The sequence below is a fragment of the Myroides injenensis M09-0166 genome, assembly GCF_000246945.1.
In the GTDB taxonomy this organism is placed as follows: domain Bacteria; phylum Bacteroidota; class Bacteroidia; order Flavobacteriales; family Flavobacteriaceae; genus Flavobacterium; species Flavobacterium injenense.
Window position 1 is genome coordinate 1 of record NZ_BAEX01000033.1, and the last position, 25,445, is coordinate 25,445.

The 25,445-nt window shown below is 32.6% G+C and carries 19 protein-coding genes; 11 read left to right on the forward strand and 8 right to left on the reverse strand.

All coding sequences use genetic code 11. The features are described from left to right. Positions 1–20: 20 nt before the first annotated feature. From pyk to RH98_RS07040, 5 genes are all read right to left on the reverse strand, one after another. Positions 21–1,451: a pyruvate kinase gene (gene pyk, locus RH98_RS07020; protein WP_010252378.1), complete on the reverse strand. Its 1,431-nt coding sequence runs from the start codon at positions 1,449–1,451 to the stop codon at positions 21–23. A gap of 4 nt (positions 1,452–1,455) precedes the next feature. Beyond that, on the reverse strand, positions 1,456–1,944 hold the full coding sequence (locus RH98_RS07025) for an IPExxxVDY family protein (RefSeq protein ID WP_010252380.1): 489 nt from the start codon (positions 1,942–1,944) through the stop codon (positions 1,456–1,458). 105 nt (positions 1,945–2,049) lie between these two features. Continuing rightward, positions 2,050–2,793 carry a ribonuclease III gene (rnc, locus tag RH98_RS07030; protein ID WP_026038781.1) on the reverse strand — a complete coding sequence of 248 codons (744 nt, stop codon included), beginning with the start codon at positions 2,791–2,793 and terminating at the stop codon, positions 2,050–2,052. A gap of 13 nt (positions 2,794–2,806) precedes the next feature. Continuing rightward, complete coding sequence (fabF, locus tag RH98_RS07035) at positions 2,807–4,060, reverse strand: beta-ketoacyl-ACP synthase II (RefSeq protein ID WP_010252384.1); 1,254 nt, start codon at positions 4,058–4,060, stop codon at positions 2,807–2,809. Positions 4,061–4,252: 192 nt separating this feature from the next. Continuing rightward, on the reverse strand, positions 4,253–4,489 hold the full coding sequence (locus RH98_RS07040) for an acyl carrier protein (RefSeq protein ID WP_002988156.1): 237 nt from the start codon (positions 4,487–4,489) through the stop codon (positions 4,253–4,255). A gap of 196 nt (positions 4,490–4,685) precedes the next feature. Here RH98_RS07040 and purN point away from each other — a divergent pair, with 196 nt between their 5' ends. From purN to RH98_RS07060, 4 genes are all read left to right on the forward strand, one after another. Then, entirely contained in the window at positions 4,686–5,252 is a 567-nt protein-coding gene (purN, locus tag RH98_RS07045; protein ID WP_010252392.1) for a phosphoribosylglycinamide formyltransferase, read from the forward strand. Continuing rightward, a complete protein-coding gene (rnhA, locus tag RH98_RS07050; protein ID WP_010252394.1) occupies positions 5,245–5,718 on the forward strand; it encodes a ribonuclease HI in 474 nt (157 codons plus the stop codon). Before purN ends, rnhA begins: the two co-directional genes overlap by 8 nt. A 667-nt stretch (positions 5,719–6,385) precedes the next feature. After that, positions 6,386–7,315 carry a PfkB family carbohydrate kinase gene (locus tag RH98_RS07055; RefSeq protein ID WP_010252396.1) on the forward strand — a complete coding sequence of 310 codons (930 nt, stop codon included), beginning with the start codon at positions 6,386–6,388 and terminating at the stop codon, positions 7,313–7,315. A 71-nt stretch (positions 7,316–7,386) separates the two neighbouring features. Next, positions 7,387–9,285 carry an amidophosphoribosyltransferase gene (locus tag RH98_RS07060; protein ID WP_010252399.1) on the forward strand — a complete coding sequence of 633 codons (1,899 nt, stop codon included), beginning with the start codon at positions 7,387–7,389 and terminating at the stop codon, positions 9,283–9,285. A gap of 237 nt (positions 9,286–9,522) precedes the next feature. Here RH98_RS07060 and RH98_RS07065 read toward each other — a convergent pair whose 3' ends face one another. Both RH98_RS07065 and RH98_RS07070 read right to left on the reverse strand, forming a co-directional pair. Next, positions 9,523–10,923, reverse strand: coding sequence for an SLC13 family permease (locus RH98_RS07065; RefSeq protein WP_010252401.1), 1,401 nt, complete (start codon positions 10,921–10,923; stop codon positions 9,523–9,525). A 210-nt stretch (positions 10,924–11,133) separates the two neighbouring features. Further along, on the reverse strand, positions 11,134–11,739 hold the full coding sequence (locus RH98_RS07070; protein ID WP_010252403.1) for a superoxide dismutase: 606 nt from the start codon (positions 11,737–11,739) through the stop codon (positions 11,134–11,136). Positions 11,740–11,849: 110 nt separating this feature from the next. On the opposite strand from RH98_RS07070, the gene RH98_RS07075 reads away from it, so the two are divergent. The 4 genes from RH98_RS07075 to RH98_RS07090 all read left to right on the forward strand — a co-directional run bounded on the left by RH98_RS07075 (position 11,850) and on the right by RH98_RS07090 (position 20,500). Next, positions 11,850–15,005: a UvrD-helicase domain-containing protein gene (locus tag RH98_RS07075; RefSeq protein ID WP_010252405.1), complete on the forward strand. Its 3,156-nt coding sequence runs from the start codon at positions 11,850–11,852 to the stop codon at positions 15,003–15,005. 38 nt (positions 15,006–15,043) lie between these two features. Next, complete coding sequence (gene kbl / locus RH98_RS07080) at positions 15,044–16,237, forward strand: glycine C-acetyltransferase (RefSeq protein ID WP_010252407.1); 1,194 nt, start codon at positions 15,044–15,046, stop codon at positions 16,235–16,237. A gap of 111 nt (positions 16,238–16,348) precedes the next feature. Further along, on the forward strand, positions 16,349–17,659 hold the full coding sequence (locus tag RH98_RS07085) for an OmpA family protein (RefSeq protein WP_010252410.1): 1,311 nt from the start codon (positions 16,349–16,351) through the stop codon (positions 17,657–17,659). A 72-nt stretch (positions 17,660–17,731) separates the two neighbouring features. After that, on the forward strand, positions 17,732–20,500 hold the full coding sequence (locus RH98_RS07090; protein WP_010252412.1) for a PD-(D/E)XK nuclease family protein: 2,769 nt from the start codon (positions 17,732–17,734) through the stop codon (positions 20,498–20,500). Between the two features lie 22 nt (positions 20,501–20,522). Here the strand turns inward: RH98_RS07090 and RH98_RS07095 are convergent, their stop codons facing one another. Next, positions 20,523–21,308: an alpha/beta fold hydrolase gene (locus tag RH98_RS07095; RefSeq protein WP_010252414.1), complete on the reverse strand. Its 786-nt coding sequence runs from the start codon at positions 21,306–21,308 to the stop codon at positions 20,523–20,525. A gap of 236 nt (positions 21,309–21,544) precedes the next feature. Between RH98_RS07095 and RH98_RS07100 the strand changes: the two genes are divergently transcribed. The 3 genes from RH98_RS07100 to RH98_RS07110 all read left to right on the forward strand — a co-directional run bounded on the left by RH98_RS07100 (position 21,545) and on the right by RH98_RS07110 (position 25,424). Beyond that, complete coding sequence (locus RH98_RS07100; protein WP_010252416.1) at positions 21,545–22,396, forward strand: ChaN family lipoprotein; 852 nt, start codon at positions 21,545–21,547, stop codon at positions 22,394–22,396. Positions 22,397–22,578: 182 nt separating this feature from the next. Continuing rightward, positions 22,579–23,406: a succinate dehydrogenase cytochrome b subunit gene (locus RH98_RS07105; RefSeq protein ID WP_010252418.1), complete on the forward strand. Its 828-nt coding sequence runs from the start codon at positions 22,579–22,581 to the stop codon at positions 23,404–23,406. A 17-nt stretch (positions 23,407–23,423) separates the two neighbouring features. Continuing rightward, positions 23,424–25,424, forward strand: coding sequence for a fumarate reductase/succinate dehydrogenase flavoprotein subunit (locus RH98_RS07110; protein ID WP_010252420.1), 2,001 nt, complete (start codon positions 23,424–23,426; stop codon positions 25,422–25,424). The last annotated feature ends 21 nt before the right edge of the window (positions 25,425–25,445 follow it).

Here is a 25,445-nt window from a genome sequence, read left to right on the forward strand (position 1 = left end):
TATTAGGTATATCTTTATTCTTATTTGATTTCAGATATTCTTAATGTGTTTACCATACCTTTTTCTATAATAGGCATAGCAGCTAGGTTAATAACCATATCACCTTTTTTAGCAAATCCTTTATCAACTACCATTTGGTTGATGTCCTCTATTGTCTCATCAGTACTCACAAATTTGTCATAGTAAAGAGCTTGAACACCCCATAATAGACTTAGTTGAGTAATAATACGTTTATTAGAAGAGAAAACTAAGATATTACTATTTGGTCGCCATGCTGAAATTTGGAAAGCTGTATAACCACTATTTGTTAGTGTACATATTGCTTTCGCTTCAATATCATTTGCCATTAATGCAGCGTGATAACAAATGTTTTTAGTAATATATCTGTTAGTTTTGATAGTAGGAGGACTTTGAGGTACTTTAATCAAAGGAGAGTTTTCTACACTTTGAATAATTTGAGTCATCTTTTCAATTACTTGTACTGGGTAGCTACCTACAGAAGTTTCTCCTGAAAGCATAACAGCATCTGCACCGTCCATTACAGAGTTAGCAACATCGTTTACTTCCGCTCTTGTAGGAGTAAGACTAGAAATCATTGTCTCCATCATTTGAGTAGCAATAATTACTGGTATGCGCGCATTTTTAGCTACGTGTACAAGTTCTTTTTGTATTAAAGGAACTTCTTGTGCAGGAATTTCAACTCCTAAATCTCCACGAGCTACCATTAAACCATCACATTGTGTAACAATACTCTTGATGTTTTTAACAGCTTCTGGCTTTTCAATTTTTGCAATGATTGGAATTTTATGATCAGAATGTTCTTTAACTAATTTTTGCAAATCAATTAAGTCTTCTGGTGTTCTTACAAACGATAATGCTAACCAATCAACTTGAGATTTAATAGCAAAGATTGCATCTTTGATATCTTTCTCAGTAAGTGCAGGAAGTGAAACTTTAGTCATTGGAAGGTTTACTCCTTTTTTAGAACGTAAAGGTCCTCCTTGAATTACTACAGCTTTTACTTCATCAATTTTATTAGTTTCTAAAACTTCAAATATAAGTTTACCATCATCTAATAAAATACGTTCTCCAGCATTTACATCAGTAGGGAACTTCTGATAATTCATATAGACTCTACTAGCATCTCCTTTAAATTCTTCTTTAGTAGAGAAGATAATTTCATCGCCAGGGTTGACAATAACATCTTCTGCCATAATTCCAACGCGAAGTTTAGGACCTTGTAAATCTCCTAAGATAGACGTTGTATATCCAAATTCATTATTAAGTTCACGGATTATGTTTATTTTCGCTTCAACATCGCTGTAATCAGCATGTGAGAAGTTAATTCTAAAAACGTTTACACCTGCTTTAATCATTTCATGCAACACCTCTTTTGTGCTTGAAGCAGGGCCTAATGTTGCAACGATTTTCGTTTTTTTCTGTGCTACCATATTTTTAAAAAATTAGGTTTTTTCGGTTTTTAATTGTCTCTAACCTCACCTCGTAGGCTGTAGAGAATAATTTTATTGAATTTAGTTTTTCAATGACTGTGCCAATGTCGAAATAATCATCAGTATCCTCTATTCTTATTAGATAATCAACGTTTTTTAACTCAGGTACTAAATAACCTTGTTTTGTTATTGCGTGATTTCTTCCATAAAATAAAGGTGATTCTATGTCTGTATCAGGTTTTATAAATGCTTTATTAGCTACTACTTTCCACTGTACATGATGATCTAAATCTTCATACTCAAAATGTGAAAACTCTGCAAAACCTTCATCTGTAGTTATTACAATGTTTTTTTCTTCTCTGATTAGAGAAATATCTAAAATAGAATTAATAAAATAAACTACTTTGTAATCTTCTTTTCGGGAAGAATGAATGGCAATTAACTTATAGTCATCGGTATCAAAATCGTCTAACTTATGTTTTATTACCCCCATTTTGAGTTCGTTATTTAAATACAAAGATACAATATTTTAAACTCATATGTGTTTTAAGCTTAAATATCGTATTATCTATTTGTTAATAATTCGTGAATAATTGAATTATTTCTTGATTTTTTCTTGTAATGCGAAGTAAGCGCGTTGAGCAGCTTTTTCTTCCGCCTTTTTCTTAGAAGTGGCTCTTGCTTTAGCAACTATTTTATCTCCAATTGATAACTTGACACCAAAATATTTTAATTCCTCAGCTGTGTTTTCTTCAAATGTATCGAATTTAAAAGAATGCTTATTTTTTTGACACCATTCAATTAATAAGCTTTTATAGCTGGTGATTTTTGTTTCTAACTGTTGGATATCAACAACTTTAGATAATAATTTTTCGTGAATAAATTTCTCACAAGCTGGATATCCTCTATCGAGATAAATAGCGCCGATAATAGCTTCTAGTAAGTTACCATGAATATTTTCTCCAAATTGTTGATTGCCCATTTTGCTTTCAACGTTTGAGATTAGGTCTAAATCTTTACCTATGGCATTTAAGTTCTCTCGACTAACGATTTTAGAACGCATTTTAGTCAGGTAACCTTCATCACCATTAGGAACTTGAAGGTATAGATAAGACGCTATTATTGAGCCTAGCATTGCGTCTCCTAAGAATTCCAATCTTTCGTAATTAATAGGAGTACCTGTTGGATCTAGTAAATTCATAGATCTATGAGTAAACGCAAGTTTATAGTAAGTAATTTCTACAGGTTTTAACCCCGTAATTTGAAATATTTTACGACAAAAATTCCCGTCTTCATTAGAGGAACGGGAATTTTTAAATATCTTATTTAAGAGTTTACTCATCATAAAGATGATCTTATTTTTCTAGTTTTTTTACCAATACACATGCATTGTGACCTCCAAAACCAAATGTATTACTCATACCAACTTTAACATCGCGTTTTTGTGCTTTGTTAAATGTAAAGTTCAATTTAGAGTCAATCTGATCATCATCTGTGAAATGATTAATTGTAGGTGGAACAATACCATGTTCAATAGAAAGGATAACTGAAATCGCTTCTATTACACCAGCAGCACCTAATAAGTGACCAGTCATAGACTTAGTTGAATTTAGATTCATGTTATAAGCATGATCTCCAAAAACATTTAGAATAGCTTTAGATTCAGCAATATCTCCTAATGGAGTAGAAGTACCATGTAAATTTAATACATCTACATCAGATGGCTCTAAACCTGCATCTCGCAAACAGTTTTTCATTACGTTTGTAGCTCCTAAACCTTCTGGATGAGGTGCAGTTAAGTGATGTGCATCTGCAGACATTCCGCCTCCTCCGATTTCACAATATATCTTTGCTCCACGAGCAACAGCGTGTTCATATTCTTCCAATATCAATGCTCCAGCTCCTTCACCAAGTACAAATCCATCACGATCTTTGTCCATTGGACGAGAAGCAGTTTTAGGATCATCATTTCTTGTTGATAAAGCATGCATTGCATTAAATCCTCCAATTCCAGCAATAGTAACAGCTGCTTCTGAACCACCAGTTACCATAATATCTGCCATTCCTAAACGGATGTAATTGAAAGCATCTATAATTGCATTAGTTGAAGAAGCACAAGCTGAAACAGTTGTAAAGTTTGGACCTCTTAAACCGTATCTCATTGAAATATGTCCTCCAGCAATATCTGCTATCATTTTTGGAATAAAGAAAGGATTGAATTTAGGAGTTCCGTTTCCTAAAACAAATCCTGTAACTTCGTTTTGGAATGTTTCAAGACCTCCAATACCTGACCCCCAAATAACTCCTGCTCTGTCTCTATCTATTGTGTCAAGGTTTAACCCTGAGCTTTTTATAGCTTCATCAGCACTCACCATTGCAAATTGTGCATAGCGATCCATCTTACGTGCTTCTTTTCTTTCGATAAAATCTTCAACATTGAAGTTCTTTACCTCACACGCAAATTGTGTTTTGAAATTGGTAGCGTCAAAATATGTAATGGGTGCAGCTCCGCTTACTCCATTAATCAGGTTAGTCCAGTATTCTTGGATATTATTACCAATAGGGGTAAGTGCACCTAGACCTGTTACAACAACTCGCTTTAATTTCATAAAACTTATTTTTATGGTTTGTATTTAAAAAAAAATCCCAATTTTTCACTTAAAAAAGGAAACATTGGGTAGTTTGTTTGATGTATTTTTTAGATTGTTTCCAATCTGTCCTTTTTTTCTATAAAAATCAGTCTACAACAAAAAATAATAACGCCCACGTGTCTTTTTACATCAACACGTGGGGTATAGTTATTACTTCTTAGCCTCTTCAATATAAGAGATAGCTTGTCCCACTGTAGCGATGTTTTCTGCTTGATCATCTGGAATTTGGATATCGAATTCTTTTTCGAATTCCATGATAAGCTCAACAGTGTCTAGTGAATCAGCTCCTAAATCATTAGTGAAGCTTGCTTCTGCTACAACTTCGTTCTCGTCAACACCTAATTTGTCAACGATAATCGCTTTTACTCTTGATGCAATGTCTGACATAATCTTTAATTTTAAATTTAATTTCGTAGGCAAAAATAAAAAACTTTATTTTAAAACCTTATTTTTCACGTTAATTGTCGGTGCGAAATTATAAAAATAATTAATACTTCTTACTATTTTTCTATTTATTGTCACTTATTATTCTTTTTTTTGCACTGAATTACAGTACTTTTAGCTTACAATAAATGCTTTATTTATGAGAAAAATAGCGCTATTCGCTTCCGGTTCAGGAACTAATGTTGAAAATATAATAAATTATTTTAACGACAAATCTATTCCTAATGAATATTTAATTTTGGTTAATAATCAAAATGCTAAGGTAATAGAAAAAGCTGAAAAAAGAAACGTCCCTGTGATGATTTTTAATAGGGAAATGCTTAATAATGGCAATGTTAAGGAAAAATTACAGGAGTTTAATCCTGATTTAATTGTATTGGCAGGTTTTTTATGGAAATTTCCAGAAGCGTTAGTTAAACTTTATCCAAATAAGATTATAAATATTCATCCAGCTCTTCTGCCAAATTATGGAGGAAAAGGGATGTATGGACATTTTGTGCATGAGGCTGTTTTAACTAATAAAGAAAAAGAAACTGGAATTACAATTCATTTCGTTAATGAAAATTACGATGAGGGCAATATTATTTTTCAGCAGAATGTTTCTATTGAACATTGTGAATCTTGGGAAGAAATTGCTAAAGAAGTTCAGCGGTTAGAGCACAAGTATTTTCCTGAAGTAATAGAGAAATTACTTTATAATGAATAGTATTGAAGTTATATTATATACTGACGGTTCTTCTAGAGGAAATCCTGGTCCTGGTGGATATGGTTTAATCCTAGAGTGGAATGGTAAAAGTGTTTTTAAAGAGTTTTCTCAAGGTTTTCGACTTACTACCAATAATAGAATGGAATTATTAGCTGTTATCGTAGGTCTCGAAAAGTTGAAAAGAGAAGGAACTACTGTATTAGTGGTTTCTGATTCTAAATATGTAGTAGATGCTGTTACGAAAGGCTGGGTGTTTTCGTGGGAGAAAAAGGGATTTAAAGAAAAAAAGAATCCAGATTTGTGGCAACGATTTTTAAAAATTTATCGCAAGCACAATGTTAGTTTTAAATGGGTGAAAGGACATAATAATCATCCTATGAATGAACGATGTGATCAACTTGCTGTTGCAGCTTCAAAGAATAAGGAATTGGAAATTGATTATTTTTATGAAGAAATAGGAGGCTAAAACTTGAAGGTTTTATCAATAAAAGGTGAGTTTCTTATGATATAAAGGAGGGCTGTTATTTAACATTGTTAAATAACAGCCCTCCTTTATATTTCTTGGTGGTTTGTTGGCTATTATAATTATATGAATCTACTTGAGGAAATATGGAAAAAAGCGCTCTTTTACTGAAAAGTTAACTTAGAATTAGTTGAGAATTTTTCAACATTGCTTCAACACTTCTTCAACATTGCTTCAGTAAAAGCCCGTTTTATAAGGCATTGTTGAGGCATTGTTGAAGAGGTGTTGAAGAAGTCATGTGTAAGTGTTTGTTTTATAGTGGTTTATTGTGAGTTGGTAAACTTTTTTTTTGCCAAATTGAAAATATAGAATTTCCTTCATTTAGTTGAAACTATAGGCAGAGAAGGACGTCTGTGTAATGAGCATAAGATATTTTTTGTGTTCTTTTTCTAATAAGATTAAAAAATGACGCAAGGGAAATGATTAAAATTAAATTATTTAAGAGTTGTTATGTTTGAATTTTATACAATTAGATGTTTCGTTTAATTATATTTGAAAGTATTGAAATGAATGGTTTTATAAATAAGAAATAACTGTTTTTCTGTTTATTAAATTTTGTAGTCAAAAAAGTATTACCCTATATTTGCAACTTTATTTCATAGCAAAAAATATGAACAAATTACTGATCGTGGGGACGGTGGCTTTTGACGCTATTGAAACGCCATTCGGAAAAACAGATAAAGTCTTAGGTGGTGCAGCTACTTATATAGGACTGTCTGCCTCACACTTTAATGTCCAGTCGGCAATTGTCTCTATTGTAGGAGAAGATTTTCCAAAAGAATATTTAGATTTATTGTCAGAAAGAAATATTGAAACTTCTGGTATAGAAATTGTAGAAGGTGGGAAAACTTTTTTTTGGAGTGGGCGATACCATAATGATTTAAATTCTAGAGATACGTTAGAAACACAATTAAATGTTTTAGCTGATTTCAACCCAATCGTACCTGAAGATTTTAAAGAATCAGATGTCGTGATGTTAGGAAACTTACATCCTAAAATTCAAAAGAAGGTTTTAGCACAACTTACTGAAAAGCCAAAACTTGTTGTATTAGATACAATGAACTTTTGGATGAATTGCGCATTAGATGAATTAAAAGAAGTTTTAAAACAGGTTGATGTTATTACTATCAATGATGAAGAAGCAAGACAATTATCAGGTGAGTATTCACTTGTGAAAGCTGCTGAGATTATTCAAGAAATGGGACCAACATTTGTCGTTATAAAAAAAGGAGAGCATGGAGCTTTGCTATTTTCAGGTAGCCATGTGTTTTTTGCCCCTGCATTACCATTAAAAGAAGTTTTTGATCCAACAGGAGCAGGAGATACTTTTGCTGGTGGTTTTACAGGTTATTTAACACAAAGTAGCAATGTATCCTTTAGGAATATGAAAAATGCTATTATTTATGGTTCTAATCTTGCCTCCTTCTGTGTAGAAAAATTTGGAACAGAAAGAATGGAAAGTTTATTAGAGCAAGAAGTAAAAGATAGACTACAACAATTTAAAATGTTAACTCAATTCGATATCGAATTAGCGGAATAATATTATAAAATCAGCCTCATTACGGGGCTTTTTTTATTCATAAACATAGACTAACACACACAACTAAACCTATGAGTGACGCACTAAAACACGAATGCGGGATTGCGCTTTTGAGATTAAAAAAGCCATTGTCCTATTATAAAGAAAAGTATGGAAGTACTTTCTATCCTATTCAAAAAATGTATTTATTATTAGAAAAACAGCACAATCGTGGTCAAGATGGAGCTGGTTTAGCTAGTATTAAATTGGATATGGAAGCAGGTGAGCGTTATATTAGTCGTGTACGATCTAATCAAGCTCAACCTATACAAGATATATTTATGCAGATTAATAATCGCATAAATGAAGAAATCTTAAATCACCCAGAGTACCATGACAATGTAGATTTGCAAAAGAAGTATATTCCTTATTTAGGAGAGGTTTTTTTGGGACATGTTAGATATGGTACTTTTGGAAAGAATAATATTGAAAGTGTTCACCCTTTTTTACGTCAGAATAATTGGATGCATCGCAATTTAATCGTTGCGGGTAATTTTAACTTGACTAATGTGCGTGAGCTGTTTCAAGATTTAGTAAGTCTAGGACAGCACCCTAAAGAGATGTCTGATACTATTACTGTAATGGAAAAGATTGGTCATTTCTTAGATGATGAGGTTACTGATTTGTACTATAAAATTAAGCAAGAGGGATATTCAAAGGTTGCTGCTTCACCAAAAATTGGTGAGCGACTAGATGTAGCACGTATTTTGCGTAGAGCTTCTAAAAACTGGGATGGTGGTTTCGCCATGGCTGGGATGATTGGTCATGGAGATGCATTTGTATTACGCGACCCAGCAGGTATTCGCCCAGCATTTTATTATGAGAATGATGAAGTTGTTGTTGTAGCTAGTGAGCGTCCAGTTATCCAAACTGCTTTTAACGTGCCTGTGGAGGACGTAAAAGAGCTGGATCCTGGTAAAGCAATTATCATAAGAAAAGATGCCTCAGTACATTTTGAACAAATTCTAGATCCCCTTCCTTTAAAAGCTTGTTCGTTTGAAAGAGTTTATTTCTCAAGAGGAAATGACGCTGATATATATCAAGAAAGAAAAGATTTAGGTAAATTAATATTTCCTGAGGTATTAAAAGTGATTAATAACGATACAGATAATTCTGTTTTCTCGTATATTCCAAATACTTCAGAGACTTCTTTTTACGGTATGGTAGAAGGAGCACAAGATTTCTTGAATCAACGTAAGATTGCAGATATCCTAAAGAATAAAGATGTCTTGACAGAAGAAAAACTTCAAGAGATTTTGTCGGTGAAGTTAAGAACAGAAAAGATTGCGGTAAAAGATGCTAAACTACGTACTTTTATTACAGATGATAGTAGCCGCGATGATTTAGTAGCCCATGTTTACGATGTGACGTATGGTGTAATTAAACCTACCGATAATTTAGTGATTATAGATGATAGTATTGTGAGAGGAACTACTTTGAAGAAAAGTATTATTCGAATGCTTGATCGTTTAAATCCTAAACGCATTGTTGTGGTATCAGCAGCACCTCAAGTTCGTTATCCTGATTGTTATGGAATTGATATGGCAAAATTAGAAGGACTAATTGCTTTTCAGGCAACGATTGAATTATTAAAAGAGCGCAATCTTACTTCTATATTAGACAAAGTTTATCAACAGTCTAAAGCACAGGAAAATTATAATGATGTAGATGTTGTAAATTATGTCAAAGAGATATATGCTCCATTTACAGATCAAGAAATTTCTGATAAGATTTCTGTGATGGTTAAAGATAAAGGAATTAAATCTGATGTAAAGGTTGTCTTTCAAACAGTAGAAAATCTTCATATTGCATGTCCTAAGAATTTGGGTGACTGGTATTTTACTGGAGATTATCCAACTGTGGGAGGTAATCGCGTTGTGAATAGAGCATTCATTAATTTCTACGAAGGAAGAGATGAAAAACCTTATTAATTAAAAGAGTTTTATAATATTATAATATAGGAAGAAGCGTCAACGATGTTGGCGCTTTTTTATTTGATGCTGTTTATACTATTAAATCAATTTGTAGTGTATCTACATTCTAGAATCTATTAAACTGTGAATATGATGATAGAAAGGTGTTTTATTCTCAAGGGAGATGTATTAAACAATCAAAAGTATAATATATAATAAACGAGTGCAACAACACTCGTTTATTATATACAAATATTAAAACCAAAAAAGATAAGCGGCAATGGAAATGATGAATGCACAAAAAATATTTAGAATAAAACCGGCTTTCATCATTTCTTTTTGTTTTATGTCTCCTGTTCCAAACACAATGGCATTAGGGGGAGTAGCTACTGGTAACATAAATGCACATGAAGCTCCAAGCCCTATAATCATAGAAAGACCTAATGGAGGCATTCCTAGCTCAATAGAGATGGCATAAAATAGAGGAACTAATAATGCAGCTGAGGCTGTATTGGATGTAAATTCAGTTAAGAATACAATAAAGAAGGCAACGATTAAACCAATAATAAAGAAATGGCTACCTCTAATAAGCGAGACTAAGAAGTCAGCCATCACCTTACTAGCTCCTGAATCTCTTAAGATCATACTTAATGTCAGTCCTCCTCCAAAAAGTAATAGTACACCCCAATCTACATTGTGTTGTAGATCTTTCCAGCGAGAAACCTGACTTATACATATTAAAAGGAAAGCACCTAATGAAATAACGGTGTCAAAGTTGGTGAATTTACCTTCATAGCCTACAAGGTTAGCGACAATTGGATTAATTTCATTACTAAATATCCAGCATAGTGCAGTCAGTAAAAATATAGATAAGGTAATCCATCTATCTACATTCATTTCTATTTTTTGTGAAGGCTGTTTTTCAAACTTATGATTTAAATCGGGTTTGAATACTAAATAAATAATCAGTATCGTAACAGGTAGTAGAACTAAAACCATTGGGATTCCCATTTTCATCCATTCTACAAAAGAGAGATTAAGCTGAGATGCTACAATAGCATTAGGAGGGCTTCCTACAACAGTGCCCATACCACCAATACTTGCGCTATAGGCTATTCCTAATAATACAAAGACATAGGTATTGTGATACTTTTCTCTGTCTAATTGACCTAAAACACCAATAACTAATGGTAGCATCATTGCTACTGTAGCTGTATTGCTTATCCACATAGATAAGACAGCAGTGGTAATAAATAAATAGAATACCGCATAAGATAGTCTCCCCTTAGCTAAATACATGATTTTATTTGCTATGAGAATATCTAATTTTTGCACATGTAAAGCACCTGCCAATACAAACCCCCCTAAAAATAAAAAAATGGTTGGATCTGCAAAAGAAGCTAATGCAGGTTTCGTATCCGTAAGGCCGAGTAACACCGCTAATATTGGAACAAATATAGCTGTAGTTGTTACGTGTATAGCTTCTGTAAGCCATAGAATTGCAACAAAGATTAATAATGCTAATCCTTTGTTTACTTGTGGTTCATAAGGTAAGAGATGAATGAGACTAAATAATAAAATAACATTAAATGCAATGATTAAGTAGTTTCGAAGGGATTTTTTTCTTTTTTTCTCAGGTTGGTAGTCTAGTTGCATTTTTTTATTTTTAATGTTAAAATTAATGTAAATTACAAAAAAATGTTTTGACTATCGGTTGCTTATTAAAAAAAATGTAATTAGAAGTTTTAATTAAAAGCAAAGACTAGTGAAAAATAGAAGAAGGTATTGTATTTAGAGTAAGTTATAAGATATAAAAAAAGCATCAGGATTCCTGATGCTTTTTCTTGAAATATTGTATGCAATTGATTATTTCGCTTCAGCGTATCTTTTTGCTACTTCATCCCAGTTGATTACATTAAAGAAAGCAGTAATGTAGTCAGGACGACGGTTTTGGTAGTTTAAGTAGTAAGCATGTTCCCAAACGTCCATTCCTAAGATTGGAGTTCCACCATTACCAACACCAGGCATTAAAGTATTGTCTTGGTTAGGAGTACCTAAAACTTCTAATTTACCATCTTTTACTGTTAACCAAGCCCAACCAGAACCGAATTGAGAAGCACCAGCTTTAGAGAAAGCATCTTTAAAATTAGCAAAAGATCCAAAGTCTCTATTGATAGCTTCAGCTAATTCCCCTGTAGGTTCTCCACCACCGTTAGGACTCATTACTGTCCAGAATAAGTTGTGGTTGTAGAATCCACCACCGTTGTTACGGATAGCACCTTTAGTCATATCTAAGTTTTTAAGAATTTCTTCAATAGATTTTCCTTCTAACTCAGTACCAGCAATAGCTGCATTTAAGTTTGTAGTATATGCTTGGTGGTGTTTAGTATGGTGGATTTCCATAGTACGAGCATCTATATTAGGTTCTAATGCGTCGTAAGCATAAGGTAATTTTGGTAATTCGAAAGCCATAATTCGTATTATTTAAAGATTAGTATTATTTTTATTTCAAATTTAGGCATTTTATAGTTAATATGAAAAACTATGATGTTTAATAAAAGTTAACATGTAAATCATTTTTGATGTCTGAAAAGTCTTCATTTTCAATATACAACGCTTCTGCTGGAGCAGGAAAGACCCATACTTTAGTTAAAGAATATCTTAAAATATTACTTCTTGATAAGTTAGATGATGCGTATAAGAAAATTTTAGCGATTACTTTTACTAATAAAGCGGTGGCGGAGATGAAAACGCGAGTAGTTGCTTGTTTAGATGGTTTTTCTAAAGATGAAATTCCATCAAAATATGTTAGTATGTTTAATCAAGTTGTTGAAGAAACCGGGTTAAAAGAGAACTTTATTAAAGAAAAATCTGCTAGGATTATCAAAAGTATTATACATAATTATGCATCATTTGATATATCAACTATTGATAAGTTTACGCATAAGGTAATTCGTTCTTTTGCTTTTGATTTAGATTTACCAATATCTTTTGAAGTTTCCTTAGACTCTGATGAATTATTGCAAGAGGCTGTAGATGCCGTTATTGCAAAAGCTGGTGTCGACACTGAATTGACAGAGCTTTTAATTGATTTTTCTATTGATAAAGCTGATAACGATAAGAGTTGGGATATCACTAGAGAACTAAAAGATGTTGGAGCACTTCTTCTTAATGAGAATAATAGAGAAGAAATTAGTCTTTTTGCGGAAAAGACCTTAGAAGATTTTGTAGTTGTGCGAGATTATCTTCGTAAAGAAATTAAGTCTATTACTGATTATACTAAATCTTTAGGAAAACAAATTGAGGAGATAATTGCACAAAAAGGAATGGATTCTAAATCTTTTTCTAGGGGAACATTTCCTAATCATATAAAAAGTATTATAGCTGATGATGTTAAGCCAACTCAAAAAAGGTATATAGAGTTTGATGATATTCAGTTGCTAAAAGCTGCAAAAGATAGGGAGTTGATAGAAGCCTATATCCCTGAGTTTTTAAATATTTTAAATAAAGTTTATACTCTATATGCTAAAAGAGCTTTTTATATAGCTTTTCTAAAAAACATAACACCTTTATCTCTATTAAATACGTTAGGGCAAGAGATGGACAAAATACAAGAAGAAAAAAATATCCTCTCTATTACCCAGTTTAATGCTATTATTCATAAAGAAATTCAAAATCAACCAGCACCCTTTATTTATGAGCGATTAGGAGAGCGTTACCATCATTTCTTTATCGATGAATTTCAAGATACCTCTGAGATGCAATGGCAGAATTTAGTGCCCTTAATTGATAATGCACTTGCAGGTGAGGATCATTCTGGGGTAAAAGGAAGTTTAATGATCGTGGGAGATCCTAAACAGTCTATTTATAGGTGGAGAGGAGGAAAGGCAGAGCAATTTATTGATTTGAGTAAGGATATTAATCCTTTCTCCAATCCAGACAAAGCAACAATACATCTTGATACAAATTATAGAAGCTATGCAGAAGTAATTAATTTTAACAATGCTTTTTTTAAAGATCTATCGCAGTATTTTTCAAATGAAGATTATAAGGATTTATATGAAAATAAAAGTGCCCAAAAAATTAATAGTAAAGCAGGTGGATATGTAAGTATTGAGTTTCTGGAAAAGGAAAAAGGAGAGGATGATATTGCTATTGATAAGAATGAACAATATGCTAAAGCTACTTTAGCTACTATTCATAAAATATTAGATCAAGGTTTTGAATTAAAGGATATTGTTATTCTAACTAGAAAAAGAGATCACGGAGTAACGTTAGCAAACTATTTGACCGAAAATGATATTGCTATTTTGTCTTCGGATTCTTTATTAATTAATAATGCAAGTGAAGTACGTTTAATCATTAATGTATTGCGCTATCTTAAAAATAATAAGGATAAGGAAGCAAAAGCTTTAATGTTATATTATGTCGGTGAACGCAATAAGTTAGGTAAACAAAAGCATGATTTTATTAAAGAAGGGTTATCAATTGAAAAGGAAAGTGATTTAGAAGAATGGTTAAAGGAAAGAGGTGTTCCTATTTCCTTTAAGGTATGTAGAGCTAAATCATTATATGATGCAGTTGAAGAAATTATTTATGCTTTTATGCCAAACAAGGTAGCTAACTCCTACGTATTGTACTTCTTAGATCTTTTATTAGAAAAAAGTTTAAAAAATCAGTTTGGAATTAGTGACTTTATTGACTATTGGGAGTCTAATTATCAAAAGTTCAGTATTCCAACGCCAGAAGGGCGAAACGCTGTACAAATAATGACTATTCATAAGTCAAAAGGTCTTGAGTTTCCTGTCGTTATCTTCCCGTTTGCAGAAGAGGATTATGCTAGGAGTAATAGAGATAAACTTTGGATTGATATTGAGGAGAGAGATGAAAATATAAAATTTCCAAAAGCATTGGTAGATTCCAAAAAGGAAGTTGTGGATTATGGTGCACATGCACAGAAGCTATATGAGCATAAAGAACAAGAGATGCTTTTAGATACTATTAATGTGCTATATGTAGCTTTAACTAGAGCGGAAGAGCAACTGTATGTAATAAGCTACAAGAATGTCAATAAAAGTGGTGAGTTTAGTAATAATCTTTCTATGTTCTTTTTAAACTTCTTGGTACAGCAAGGAATGTATAATGATGCACAATTGCAATATGATTTCGGAACGCCAGAGCGGATATCAAAGGAGCCAATATTGAGGCAAGATGAATTAAATAAACAAATTTCGCCAGTAGAAGAGGCTTTACATTTTGGATCAATAAAAATTGCTCAACGAGAAGCATTAATGTGGGATTCACATAGCCAGAAAGCAATTGAATATGGAAATTTAGTGCATGAGATAATGTCTTTCGTAATAGATAAAGACAGTGTGGAAGAAGCTATTTTAAGAGCAATAGAAGAGGGACTCATTCAGGAGAAACAAAAAGATCAATTTAAAGATATAGTTTGGAAAATTGTTACACATCCAGAATTGGAATTGTTTTTTGAAAGTGATAATGTAATATACAATGAAAGGGTAATAATAGGTGCAAACCAAAGAAATACAATTCCAGATAGAATAGCTATTAGAGGTGAAAAAGCAATGGTTTTGGACTATAAAACGGGTAAAGAAGAAGAAAAATATAAAAAGCAAGTTTTAGATTATGCCATTTCTTTGCAGGAAATGGGTTATGAGGTGATTAAAAAAGTATTACTATATACGGGAGATGATTTAAAAATAATACATTTGTAATAGTAATAGAATAATTGAAACGCTTTAAAAATTTAAATATGTACGGAAAGATTAAAGATTATCTTCAAAAAGAATTAGCTACAATTGAAGAAAATGGGTTATTCAAGAAAGAAAGAGTTATTACATCTCCTCAAGGAGCAGAGATAACAGTTTCTTCAGGAGATAAAGTATTAAATTTTTGTGCAAATAACTATTTAGGTTTGTCATCTCACCCGGAAGTTATTAAGGCAGCAAAAGATACATTAGATACACATGGATTCGGAATGTCATCAGTTCGATTTATATGTGGTACACAGGATATTCATAAAGAATTAGAAAAAACTATTGCTAATTTTTATGGGACAGAAGATACTATTCTTTATGCAGCTGCATTTGATGCAAACGGAGGAGTATTCGAACCATTATTAGGAGCTGACGACGCTATTATTTCTGATAGTCTAAATCATGCTTCTATTATTGATGGAGTGCGTTTGTGTAAAGCTGCAAGATATCGTTATGAAAATAACAATATGGAAGATTTAGAGCAGCAATTAATAAAAGCAAATGAAGCAGGTCATCGTTTTAAAATCATTGTTACAGATGGTGTTTTTTCAATGGATGGCTTAGTAGCACCATTAGATAAAATATGTGATTTAGCAGATAAATACGATGCTTTAGTAATGGTAGATGAGTGTCATGCTGCTGGTTTTATTGGAGCAACAGGTAAAGGAACCTTGGAAGCTAAAAACGTAATGGGTCGCGTAGATATTATAACAGGAACATTAGGTAAAGCTTTAGGTGGAGCAATGGGTGGATATACTACTGGGAAGAAAGAAATCATAGAGCTATTAAGACAACGTTCACGTCCATATTTGTTTTCTAATTCACTTGCGCCAATGATTGTTGGGGCTTCATTAAAAGTATTTGATTTATTACAAAATGATACTTCTTTAAGAGATAAATTGGAATGGAATACCAATTATTTCAAAGAAGGAATGAAAAAAGCAGGATTTGATATTATTGACGGGGATTCAGCTATAGTACCAGTAATGTTATATGACGCAAAATTATCGCAAGATATGGCAGATAAATTATTGGAAAATGGAGTTTATGTTACAGGATTCTTTTATCCAGTAGTTCCTCAAGGTAAAGCTAGAATACGTGTTCAGTTATCAGCCGCACATACAAAAGACCATCTTGATAAAGCGATAGAAGCTTTCATTAAAGTGGGAAAAGAGCTTAAAGTAATTTAAAATTGAATAAATTCTGGTTTAAAATGCGATTATTATTAAAATTTTTTGTGATTATTAAGGAATAGTTGTATTTTTGAATCTTATTACGGTAAAGTAAAAAAATAAAAAGTTATGAAACATCTCAACAAATTATTTGCTGCTGCTGTACTTTGTGCTGGATTATCTGCACATGCGCAGGATGCTGATCATCCTTGGGCAGTAACAGTGGGAGCTAACGCAGTTAATACGAAAGTAAGTTCTGCTAAAGGTTTTTCACACAGAATGGGTGGTTATTTCCAAACAGGAGATTGGAATATTCTTCCATCTGTATCTTACTTAAATGTTGCAAGATATTTAGGTGATGGATTTTCATTAGGAGTAGTTGGATCTGTTAATAAAATTGACAAATTCATCAGTGATGAAGCTGAAGGATACTACAAATATAATCCAGGTGATTTAACTTATTACGGAATTGATGCTGAAGTTAAATATAGCTTCAAAGAATTATTAAAAGCTAAAGTTGTAGATCCATTTATCTTAGTAGGTGGGGGATATACATTTATGGGTGATGCAAGTGCAGGTACTGTGAATGGTGGTCTTGGGTTAAACTTCTGGTTTACACCAAATATCGCGTTAACAGTTCAATCTACTTACAAACATTCATTTGATGATACAAGAACTCCAGATGTAGATGTGGCTTCACATATGCAACACTTTGCTGGTATTCGTTTCCAATTTGGTGGAAAAGATACAGATGGAGATGGAATCTTAGACAAGTATGACGAATGTCCAGATGTTCCAGGATTAGCTGAGTTCAACGGATGTCCTGACACTGACGGAGATGGTATTCCAGATCATTTAGACGAATGTCCAGATGTTCCAGGATTAGCTGAGTTCAACGGATGTCCTGATACTGATGGAGACGGAGTGCCAGATAATAAAGATGAGTGTCCTGAAGTTCCTGGTCCAAAAGAAAACAAAGGTTGTCCTTGGCCAGATAGAGATGGAGACGGAGTGCCTGATCATTTAGACAAATGTCCAGATGTTCCTGGTCCAGCTTCAAACAATGGATGTCCTGAAATTAAAGAAGAACATGTAAAACAACTTAATGAGTACGGTAAAACTATCTTATTCAACACTGGTAAATATACATTCAAAGATTCTTCTTACCCAGTTCTTGACAATATTGTTAAAGTAATGAAAGAATACCCTACTGCTAAATTCCACATCGCTGGATATACAGATAGCACAGGTACTGATAAAATTAACGTGCCATTATCTGATAACAGAGCTAATGCAGTTAAAGTTTATTTGATCGAGAAAGGTATCGACGCTAGCCGTTTAACTTCTAAAGGTTACGGATCTGCTGACCCAATCGCTTCAAACAAAACTGTTAAAGGTCGTGAGGCTAACAGACGTGTTGAAATCCAAGTAGTAAAATAATTGGTTGAACACAGAATATAATATTAAAAGCGCTTCGAATTTCGAAGCGCTTTTTTTTATATCTTTATTTTTATGAATTCATCTACTTTTCTTGGAAGATTAAGTGCTCAGATTAAAAAGGATTTTCCTGACAGAATGGACAATTTGGTAGTTGTTTTACCAAATAAAAGAGCAAAGATATTTTTATTAGAAGCCTTAAAAGGGCATTATTCTGCTAGCGTATTTGCACCTGAAATAATTAGTATTGAAGAGCTAATACAAACAATATCTGGTATTCGAAATATTGATTCGGTTGAACTTCTTTTTGAATTTTATATTGTTTATAAAGAGATTCATTCTTCAGATGCTCAAGATTTTGATCACTTTGCTAATTGGGCAAAGATGTTGCTTCAAGACTTTAATGAAATAGATAGATATTTACTTGAACCTAATTTTGTATTTTCCTATCTTAAGAATATAGAAGATATAAAACATTGGTCTTTGGATCCAGATCAACGAACTGACTTAATAGAAAATTATCTTGACTTTTGGAACAAAATGCCCAAGTACTATGAAGTGCTTTATAAAACTTTATTAAGTAAAGGGATTGGATATCAAGGCCTGATCTATCGTGAGGCAGTTAAAAAACATAAAGAGTTTGTTGAAAATACTGATAAGCAATATTCTTTTGCAGGTTTTAATGCTTTGAATGCGGCAGAGGAAGTGATTTTTCAACAATTTTTATTAGAGAAAAAAGGAAAAGTTTATTGGGATATTGACAAAACCTTCATTGATGATGTTTATCATGATGCTGGACTTTTCTTAAGACGCATAAAACGCAATTGGCAATTTTATAAATACAATCCATTTGAGTGGATTGTCGATGAGTTTGCTAAAGAGAAGAATATCCAAATTATTCAGACACCTAAGAGTGTCGGGCAGGCAAAAATCGCAGGACAAATTGTTGAGGACTTAATAAAAGAAGATGTTTCTTTAGATAAAGTAGCAGTTGTATTGGGAGAAGAAAATTTATTACTACCAGTATTACATAGTTTACCTAAAGAAGTTAGTAGTCTTAATATTACTATGGGTTATAGTGGTAATAGTAATCCAGTACAGATCTTATTGAGTAAAATTTTTAAGATGCACCTGTCTGCTATTAAGAGATCTTCTAATCAATATGTCGTTTATTACAAAGAAATACTAGATGTATTAACTAATCCTGTTTTAGCTAATTTGCTTGATGCTAATAATATAGTGAAAGAAATTAACGAACGTAATCTTACGTTTTTTAATCTAAAGCGCTTTGATAGTTGGATTAATGATAGTGATTATCCTATTCGTGCAATAGTATTTCAAAATTGGAAAGACAAGACAGCTATTGAGATTTTAGAATCATTAGTTGAGGTGGTGTTTTATATTAAGAATAGTTTGCAGAATGAAGATGAAAGTGAATTGTTGACAAAGACATTTTTGTATTCAGCTTATCAAATGTTGAATCGTTTAATTTCATACTGTCAGAAATATACTTTTATCGCTAGCTATGATACCTTATATGCATTATATAAGCAGATTATGGATATGGCTGAAGTGTCTTTTGAAGGTGAACCTCTTCAAGGGCTGCAAATTATGGGGGTTTTAGAAAGTAGGGTGCTTGATTTTGATACTGTGATTGTAACTTCAGTAAATGAAGGTAAGTTTCCTGCAGGTAAAGCTCTGAATTCTTTTATTCCTTATGATGTTAAACGTGAAATAGGCTTACCAACATATAAAGAGAAAGATGCTATTTATAGTTATCACTTTTATCATTTACTTCTAAGAGCAAAAAATATATATTTATTATATAACTCACAGGCAGAGGGGATGGATGCTGGAGAAAAAAGTAGATTCTTAACGCAATTGGAAATAGAACATCATCCTAATCACAAAGTTGATTATGTCACGTATTCTGCTGATTTGCCTGAGAAAGCTTATATCCCATTAGAAATTCCAAAGTCAAGTTTACTGCAAGATGAGTTAAAGCGTATTGCATTAGGTAGAGGGTTTTCTCCATCGGCTTTGTCGAATTATTTAAGAAATCCTATGCAGTTTTATATGCAACGTGTTCTTGGGATTAGAGAGGTGGAAGAGGTAGAAGAGAGCGTAGCATTGAATACACTTGGTACGATTATCCATAACGCTTTAGAAAATTTATATCTACCTTATAGAAGGCATATATTGACAATTTCTATTATAAAAGAGATTCAGAAAAAAGCTGATGACGAGGTACAACGACAATTTGAAGAGGTGTATAATAGTGATAGGGAAAAGATGGGAAAAAACTTATTAGCTTTTGAAGTAGCGAAGCGAAATGTCTACCATTTTTTAAATGAAGAAATTACACGATTAGAGCAAGGAGATGAGGTATTATTATTAGAGTTAGAAACTGAGTTGAAATATACATTAGTAGATGACCGTCTTCCATATCCGGTTAATTTATTTGGTTTTGTAGATAGAATAGAAGAGCGAAATGGAGTAATTAGGGTAATCGATTATAAAAGTGGAAAAGTTGAATCTTCTAATGTGAAGTTGAGAAATTGGGAAGGTTTTACTTTAGAATTAAAGAATGATAAGATAATACAATTGCTTTGCTATGCTTTAATGTATTCAAACGGAGGTGAAGATATTAATAAGCCTTTAGAAGCTGGTATATATTCGTTTAAGAATAGAAAAGAAGGATTTTTGTTTTTTGGAGTAGGAAGTGGACGTTCAGTAGATAATAATATTACAAAAGATACTATTCATCAATTCATAGAAGAATTGATTGTCTTATTACAACAAATATTAAGTCCTGAGATAGATTTTATAGAAGAATTAAAATAAGAAAGGTGCATCTGCACCTTTCTCATGATTTTATAAGTTGTTTTAAGGCTTGTAATAAGTCGTCAGGTGCTTCTAGATGTATCATGTGACCTGCTGCTATGTTAATAACTTCAATGTCAGTATTCTCTGTCTGGGTGATTACTTCTTCATAAGGCATAATGGAATCTTCTGTGCCAAAAATCATTTTAATGGGATAAGGCGCAAAGTGTAGAAGCACTTCTCTATCTACTCTTATTTTCATACCTTCTAATGCAGCTACAATACCTTGCTTACTAGTTTTTAAAGCTTCATTGATTTGATGATCTATTTTGTCTTGAATCTTTGTCCTAGTTTCTAGAGTGAACAGATTATTGATAGCCATCTTTACAAATGTTTCGCTATTTTTCTTTATTAATTCAATTGATCTAGATCTATTTACTTTTTTTTCATCACTGTCTGATCTTGTAGTAGAGGCTATAAGAATTATTTTTTTTACTAGTTCAGGATAGAGTTCACCAAAGGCTAATGAAACGTATCCTCCCATTGAGTGCCCTATTAATGTTACTTTCTTTAGTTTTAAAGAACTAATAATGGCATAAACAGCATCTGCCATATCTTCCATTGAATGAACATAACCTAATGACTCCGTTTTTCCATGTCCCAGCAAGTCAATGGCAATTACTCTATTTCTAGTGGCAAAGTAGTCAATATAGGTATCCCACATAGACGCATTCTCTAGGAACCCATGTAAAAAGACAATTGCATTTCCTTTTCCTTTTTCAATGTAGGAAAGGTTTATATTTTTATAGATTAGCGTATTAACACTCATTATTTTTTAATTTCTGTAATACAAAGTTACTCGTTAGTCAATAGAATAAAAAGGTTAAAGTTTTATTTTGTACTATAAATAGAAGGTTTTTATGCTATTGTTTGAATGAATATGTGGCGATAGGGAATTTATAAAATTAAAAAAAATGTTATTCTGTTATCTAAAAGAAATCTAAATAAAAGAAAGAAGTATATTTGTGATTCAAAATATAGCAATAATTATATATCTAAAAAATAATGAGAAACACTTTATTGATACTTGTTTTTATGATTTGTTCAATCAGTTTTGCACAAAATGGACAACCTTTCCAAATTTATAATTCAAAAGGTAAAAAGGTAAGTTATAAGAAAATGATAAAGGAGTTAGCTAAAAGTGATGTAGTACTTTTTGGCGAGTATCATAATAATTCATTAGGACATTGGTTACAATTACAAGTAACGAAATCTTTAAATGAGCGCAAAGGTGTTGTTTTAGGTGCTGAAATGTTTGAAGCTGACAATCAAGAAGGGTTATCTAAATATGTGGATGGTACTATTACTAATGATGAGTTTAAAGAAGAAGTTAGATTGTGGAATAATTATGAAGGAGATTATAAACCATTAGTAGAGTACGCAAAGTCTAATGGATTAGATTTTATAGCTACAAATGTACCTCGTCGCTATGCTAGTCTACTTTTTAAACAAGGAGAAGCTGCATTAGATAGTCTAAGTGATACAGAAAAGAGTTGGATTGCACCACTTCCTTTCCCTTATGATGGAGAATTACCAGGATATAAAAATATGATGGCAATGTTTGAGGATCATGCGAATGATAACTTCCCAAAGGCGCAAGCTATTAAAGATGCTACAATGGGGCATTTTATTACTCAAAATATAAAAAGCGATAAATTGTTTTTACATTTTAATGGTTCTTACCACAGTAATAACTATGAAGGGATATTTTGGTACTTAAATAAGTATAATCCTGCATTGAGAGTTAGTACAATTACTATGGTAGAAAGCGAAGATGTAGACACTTTTGCTAGCGAAAACAAAGGTTTGGCTAACTTTATTATTGTTATTGAAGCGAATATTTTAAAGACATTTTAACGATTTGTCTTAAAATTGTTTTTATTATCTTAAAATAATTTCTTTTTGATTTCTTTTGCTTGGATTTAGTTGAGTTTTTGTTTGTTTAAACTCAATATAAATAAACATTGACACATTGTGCATAAAGTTAATTAGCTGTATTTTTGATTGATTTTTTCAAGAAAAACAATTAAAATTACATTATGGCAAAATCTGCACTTTTAAAGTCATCCTTAGCGAAGAAATATTGGATGGCTCTTACTGGGTTATTTTTATGCTTGTTTTTGGTTGGTCACTTGGTGGGAAACCTTCAATTGATTTTTGGTGATGCATCAAAATTCAATGAGTACGCATTCTTCATGACAACTAATCCAGCAGTAAAAGTTTTATCTTATTTAACTTATATTTCAATCTTATTTCACGCGATTGATGGTATTGTTTTAACTGTTCAAAACAAGAAAGCGCGTCCAATAGGTTATGCAAAGAACAATGCTGCAGCGAATAGCTCATTTTCATCGCGTAATATGGCTATTTTAGGTACATTGTTGTTAGTATTTATTGTTACTCACATGGTTAATTTTTGGGCAAAGATGCACTTTGACAAAGGAATGCCTTTACAAGTTATAGAAGTTTCTATAGGTGAAGGTCAACCTGCAATGGCATTGTACAAAACTGTTCAAGAACAACATATTCCTGTAAGTGCAATTGAAAACCAACAATTAACTATTAAAGGAACAGGGTTTTATCAAGGTGATTTAAAAGTTGCTGATGGTTATAAAGATCTACACAAGATTACTGTAGCATTCTTTAAAGATGAAAGTTTAGGATTAGTATACACTATTCTTTACGTTTTAGCAATGGCTGTTCTTGCTTTCCACTTATCACATGGTTTTGCAAGTGCATTCCAATCATTAGGGATTAATAATCCAAAGTATAACGGATTAATCAAAGGAGCAGGAACATTGTTTGCATATCTTGTGCCAGCACTATTTGCTATTATTCCTTTGTATATTCACTTTATTCTTAAATAGTCCTAAAGAAATTGATTATGAAATTAGATTCTAAGATACCTCAAGGACCTATCGATAAGAAATGGTCAGATTATAAAAATCATATTAAATTAGTTAACCCTGCAAATAAACGTAATATTGATGTTATCGTTGTAGGAACAGGATTAGCTGGTGGTTCAGCTGCTGCTACATTAGCTGAATTAGGTTATAATGTAAAAGCTTTTTGTTATCAAGATTCACCTCGTCGTGCGCACTCAATTGCTGCTCAAGGGGGGATTAACGCATCAAAAAATTACCAAGGAGATGGTGACTCAGTTTACAGATTATTTTACGATACTGTAAAAGGAGGAGATTACCGTGCTCGTGAAGCTAACGTTTACCGTTTAGCTGAAGTTTCAGAAAATATTATTGACCAATGTGTTGCTCAAGGTGTACCTTTTGCACGTGAATACGGAGGTCTTTTAGATAACCGTTCTTTTGGTGGTGTACAAGTTTCACGTACATTCTACGCTAAAGGACAAACAGGACAACAATTGTTGTTAGGAGCTTACTCTGCTATGAACCGTCAAATCGGTCGTGGTAAGATCCAAATGTATAACCGTCATGAGATGTTAGACATCGTTATCGTAGATGGTAAAGCAAGAGGTATTATAGCTCGTAACTTAATTAATGGTGAGATTGAGCGTCATTCAGCTCACGCTGTTGTAATTTGTACAGGTGGATATGGTAACGTATTCTTCTTATCTACAAATGCAATGGGATCTAACGTTACTGCTGCTTGGAAAGCACACAAACGTGGTGCTTACTTTGCAAACCCTTGTTATACACAAATTCACCCTACATGTATTCCTGTTACTGGAGATCACCAATCAAAATTAACTTTGATGTCTGAATCTCTTCGTAATGACGGACGTATTTGGGTTCCTAAAAAATTAGAAGATGCTAAAGCGATTAGAGAAGGTAAATTAAAACCAACTCAAATTGCTGAAGAAGATAGAGATTACTACTTAGAAAGAAGATATCCATCGTTTGGTAACTTAGTACCTCGTGACGTTGCATCTCGTGCTGCTAAAGAAAGATGTGATGCTGGATATGGTGTGAATGCTACTGGTGAAGCTGTTTATTTAGATTTTGCTTCTGCAATTGATCGTTATGGTAAAGAGCAAGCTCGTATTCAACACTTAGATGAAAACGATGCTAAGTTAGTATACAAATTAGGAAAGGACGTTGTAGAAAATAAATACGGTAACCTTTTCCAAATGTATGAGAAAATCGTAGATGAGGATCCATATACTACACCAATGATGATTTATCCAGCTGTTCACTATACTATGGGTGGTTTATGGGTAGATTATGAATTGATGTCTACTATTAAAGGTTGTTATATCTTAGGTGAAGCAAACTTCTCAGACCACGGAGCGAACCGTTTAGGAGCTTCTGCATTAATGCAAGGTCTTGCAGATGGATATTTTGTGTTACCTTATACAATCGGTAACTATTTAGCTGATGATATTCGTACAGGAGCTATCCCTACAGATTTACCAGAATTTGATGAAGCTGAGAAAAATGTAAGAGGTATTATTGATCACTTGATGAATAATAAAGGAACGCATTCAGTTGACTATTTCCACAAAAAATTAGGTAAAATTATGTGGGATAAAGTTGGAATGGCTCGTAATGCAAAAGGATTAACTGAAGCTATGGATGAAATAGCAGCGTTAAGAGAAGAGTTTTACAAAGACGTTAAAGTTTCTGGAAGTGCAGAAAGTTTTAACCAAGAGTTAGAGAAAGCTTTAAGAGTAGCTGACTTTTTAGAATTAGGTGAATTATTTGCGAAAGATGCTTTACACCGTGAAGAATCTTGTGGAGGTCACTTCCGTGAAGAACACCAAACTGAGGATGGAGAAGCAAAACGTGATGACGAAAACTTCGCTTACGTTGCTGCTTGGGAGTACAAAGGTAATCCTCGTGATGCTGTACTTCACAAAGAAGACTTAGTTTATGAAAACATTAAATTGGTAACTCGTAGTTATAAATAATATTGAGATTTTGATTTTTTA

Coding starts and splice junctions, on each gene's coding strand:
- RH98_RS07085 (WP_010252410.1), top strand. CDS start 16,349: ATGAAACATCTCAACAAATTATTTGCTGCTGCTGTACTTTGTGCTGGA.
- rnc (WP_026038781.1), bottom strand. CDS start 2,793: ATGAGTAAACTCTTAAATAAGATATTTAAAAATTCCCGTTCCTCTAAT.
- rnhA (WP_010252394.1), top strand. CDS start 5,245: ATGAATAGTATTGAAGTTATATTATATACTGACGGTTCTTCTAGAGGA.
- RH98_RS07065 (WP_010252401.1), bottom strand. CDS start 10,923: ATGCAACTAGACTACCAACCTGAGAAAAAAAGAAAAAAATCCCTTCGA.
- pyk (WP_010252378.1), bottom strand. CDS start 1,451: ATGGTAGCACAGAAAAAAACGAAAATCGTTGCAACATTAGGCCCTGCT.
- RH98_RS07070 (WP_010252403.1), bottom strand. CDS start 11,739: ATGGCTTTCGAATTACCAAAATTACCTTATGCTTACGACGCATTAGAA.
- purN (WP_010252392.1), top strand. CDS start 4,686: ATGAGAAAAATAGCGCTATTCGCTTCCGGTTCAGGAACTAATGTTGAA.
- RH98_RS07095 (WP_010252414.1), bottom strand. CDS start 21,308: ATGAGTGTTAATACGCTAATCTATAAAAATATAAACCTTTCCTACATT.
- RH98_RS07055 (WP_010252396.1), top strand. CDS start 6,386: ATGAACAAATTACTGATCGTGGGGACGGTGGCTTTTGACGCTATTGAA.
- RH98_RS07060 (WP_010252399.1), top strand. CDS start 7,387: ATGAGTGACGCACTAAAACACGAATGCGGGATTGCGCTTTTGAGATTA.
- RH98_RS07090 (WP_010252412.1), top strand. CDS start 17,732: ATGAATTCATCTACTTTTCTTGGAAGATTAAGTGCTCAGATTAAAAAG.
- RH98_RS07110 (WP_010252420.1), top strand. CDS start 23,424: ATGAAATTAGATTCTAAGATACCTCAAGGACCTATCGATAAGAAATGG.
- RH98_RS07025 (WP_010252380.1), bottom strand. CDS start 1,944: ATGGGGGTAATAAAACATAAGTTAGACGATTTTGATACCGATGACTAT.
- fabF (WP_010252384.1), bottom strand. CDS start 4,060: ATGAAATTAAAGCGAGTTGTTGTAACAGGTCTAGGTGCACTTACCCCT.
- kbl (WP_010252407.1), top strand. CDS start 15,044: ATGTACGGAAAGATTAAAGATTATCTTCAAAAAGAATTAGCTACAATT.
- RH98_RS07040 (WP_002988156.1), bottom strand. CDS start 4,489: ATGTCAGACATTGCATCAAGAGTAAAAGCGATTATCGTTGACAAATTA.
- RH98_RS07100 (WP_010252416.1), top strand. CDS start 21,545: ATGAGAAACACTTTATTGATACTTGTTTTTATGATTTGTTCAATCAGT.
- RH98_RS07075 (WP_010252405.1), top strand. CDS start 11,850: ATGTCTGAAAAGTCTTCATTTTCAATATACAACGCTTCTGCTGGAGCA.
- RH98_RS07105 (WP_010252418.1), top strand. CDS start 22,579: ATGGCAAAATCTGCACTTTTAAAGTCATCCTTAGCGAAGAAATATTGG.